This window comes from Microbacterium sp. Bi128, from assembly GCF_918698205.1.
The window spans coordinates 1-2,154 of the sequence record NZ_CAKKMM010000869.1 but is presented as its reverse complement, the minus strand read 5'-3'; the positions used below and the strand labels follow the sequence as shown (position 1 = coordinate 2,154).

The following is a 2,154-nucleotide window of genomic DNA, read 5'->3' as shown; positions in this document are numbered from 1 at the left end:
CAACCATGCTGAGTGTTCTAAGTTTTCTCATTGAAAATACTTTCCGTGATTGGTTCGACTTGTTGGTGTCCGCCCGGTGCCGCGGCACCGGGCGGACGGTTGCTGTCATGCCAGTTGCGCCAGATGCACCAATTGCATGACCACTGCGACGCCGACTATGGCCAGCAGGGCTGCCGTGGTGATCACCACGGCGCGCGGGAGTGCCTTGTCCGGCTGCAACACGCGAAGCACATCGCAGCTCACGAGGGCCGTCATCGTGGCCAGCCCCGCCAGGAAGATGATCATTTCGCACGCACCAGGGCACGCTTTGGCCGCTTGAACTCAATGCCCAGGAATACGAGGGTCAGGGCCGACAGGAGGCATACGGCCGCCGGCGGTGACCAGAGACGTGCGTAGATCATCGCCGTCGCCACGAGGGTGGACATCGCGAGGCTGAAGGCGATTGCGATGGCGATGCTGAGGGGAAGCGCACCAGTTGCCTGGGCTGAGCGCGGGGGGTCGAAGCGGAGGAGCAGCACCAGCGCCGTTCCAGGCCCGGCCAGCATCAGCAGGCCTATCACCGCCAGGCGCAGGCCCTCGGGGCCGACAAACGAGAGCGGTATGGCTGCTACGGCGACGGCTGCCGTCGCATAGCTCACGTAGCTGCGTTCAGTTGCCATTGCTAACTCCTTCGATGTGAAAAATCACGCCGCCTGCGTTTTCAAAAACCTTTGTCCAGCCCGGACTCGTGGCGCATGTGGCGGTAAAACGTTGAAGGTCGCCGGTGGGAGTCGAACCGCGAAGTTCGGCTGCCTCCTGCTGGCTTTCGGTAACGATGAGGTACGCGCCCGCTTTGTGGGCGATCTGGTTGGCCGCGTCACAACTGAGCGGCGCGGCGTTGGGAATGGGCTCGGCAGCAACGAGCGCCCGGTAGTCGTAGTCCGCGTAGTGCTGGTATCTCCACGGGGTGTTGCGAACTGCCTCAATGAGGACGGAACCGGTGGGCGCTGTCGCATAGAGGTGGTTCACTAAGGCGATTTCGTCGTCGTTGAAGCTTTCCATGCCGTCATTTCCGTAACGGGAGACGACAGTGGCTGTAGCGAGCACCGCGCCCATCAGCAGCAGCGCGAGGGCCCGGCGCAGGCTCAGCCCCGCGGCACTGTCTGACATCAGTGGCAGCACCGCCAGGCAGACGGCGAACGGAAGGCTGAAGAGATACAGGCGCAGAAGCAGTTCACCGCCATAGGGCTGGAGGGGAATCAGGACCAGCGGCGCCAGCGCCGCGGCCGCGGCCGCCAGCCACGGTGCCTTCCGCCGGTAGCCCACAATGGCGCCGGCAACGGCGAGCACCCAGACCAGCGCAACCTCGGCCATGCGCGTGTATACCACGAACATGTGGGCGTCGCTGCCTGAGACCCTGCTGCTCAGCGCGCCGAGGCTGTTCGCGCCGATGTCACCGAGCGAGCCGAGCAGCTGGCCGAAATGCCCCTCCACGAATGTGGAAGCCGCAAAGAGCAGCCAGCCGACGGGCAGGACCACGGCCAGGACCGGCAAGAAGCGCAGCCGGAGACGTCCGGTCAGCAGGAGCGCGGCCAGGATGGGGATCGCGGCGAAGGGGCTGAGCTGGTGTGAAGCCGTCATGGCAAGCAGGATCAGTGCGCAGACCACCACGAGAATCGCCGTGTCCGCCCGGTGCGGTTCCGCGGCGCCATACCGCGGGACCGAGCTGTCCAGTTTGCTGACACTGCGGGCAAGCCACCGGGAGAAGCGGGTGCGCTCCGTGGGCCAGGCCCAACCGCCGAAGACGCTGAGCAGGCAGGCAATCAGTGTGAGCAGGAGGAGGAACGAATAGGCCTGTGGTGACAGGTAGTCCTGTCCAATCCAGCTGGCCACGTAAAAGATCCAGACAGCCGCCCAGGCCTGGCGCGGATTTGCCGTCAACCGCCGGGCCAGGGCCAGCAGTGGTGCGAGCAGGAGGATGTTGATGCCCACCGGCGCCCACGTTGCGATCCCGAAAAGATCCTTGGCGCCCGTCGCCCCGGAGAGCATTCCCAGCACGTTGAAGAATCCTGGCCAGTTGAAGTAGGCGTCCAGGGTCGGATCCAGCTGGCCCGTTTGGCTAATCGTGTCCGCAATGCCCAGATGCCGGAAGCTGGCCTCGAGCCGGGGCAGGCC

General features: G+C 64.8%; 3 protein-coding genes. All 3 read right to left on the bottom strand.

Annotated elements, in window-relative coordinates:
• Positions 1–105 precede the first annotated feature (105 nt).
• Entirely contained in the window at positions 106–285 is a 180-nt protein-coding gene (locus LQV45_RS27420; RefSeq protein ID WP_230009975.1) for a hypothetical protein, read from the bottom strand.
• A complete protein-coding gene (locus LQV45_RS27415; protein ID WP_230009974.1) occupies positions 282–659 on the bottom strand; it encodes a hypothetical protein in 378 nt (125 codons plus the stop codon). The genes LQV45_RS27420 and LQV45_RS27415 overlap by 4 nt, the downstream gene beginning before the upstream one ends.
• Positions 649–2,154 (bottom strand): hypothetical protein (locus LQV45_RS27410; RefSeq protein ID WP_230009973.1); only part of this gene is annotated, 1,506 nt, incomplete at its 5' end. The genes LQV45_RS27415 and LQV45_RS27410, both read right to left, overlap by 11 nt.

Excerpts from the sequence above, each read along its gene's own strand:
- LQV45_RS27420 (WP_230009975.1), bottom strand. The coding sequence starts at position 285 with ATGATCATCTTCCTGGCGGGGCTGGCCACGATGACGGCCCTCGTGAGC.
- LQV45_RS27415 (WP_230009974.1), bottom strand. The coding sequence starts at position 659 with ATGGCAACTGAACGCAGCTACGTGAGCTATGCGACGGCAGCCGTCGCC.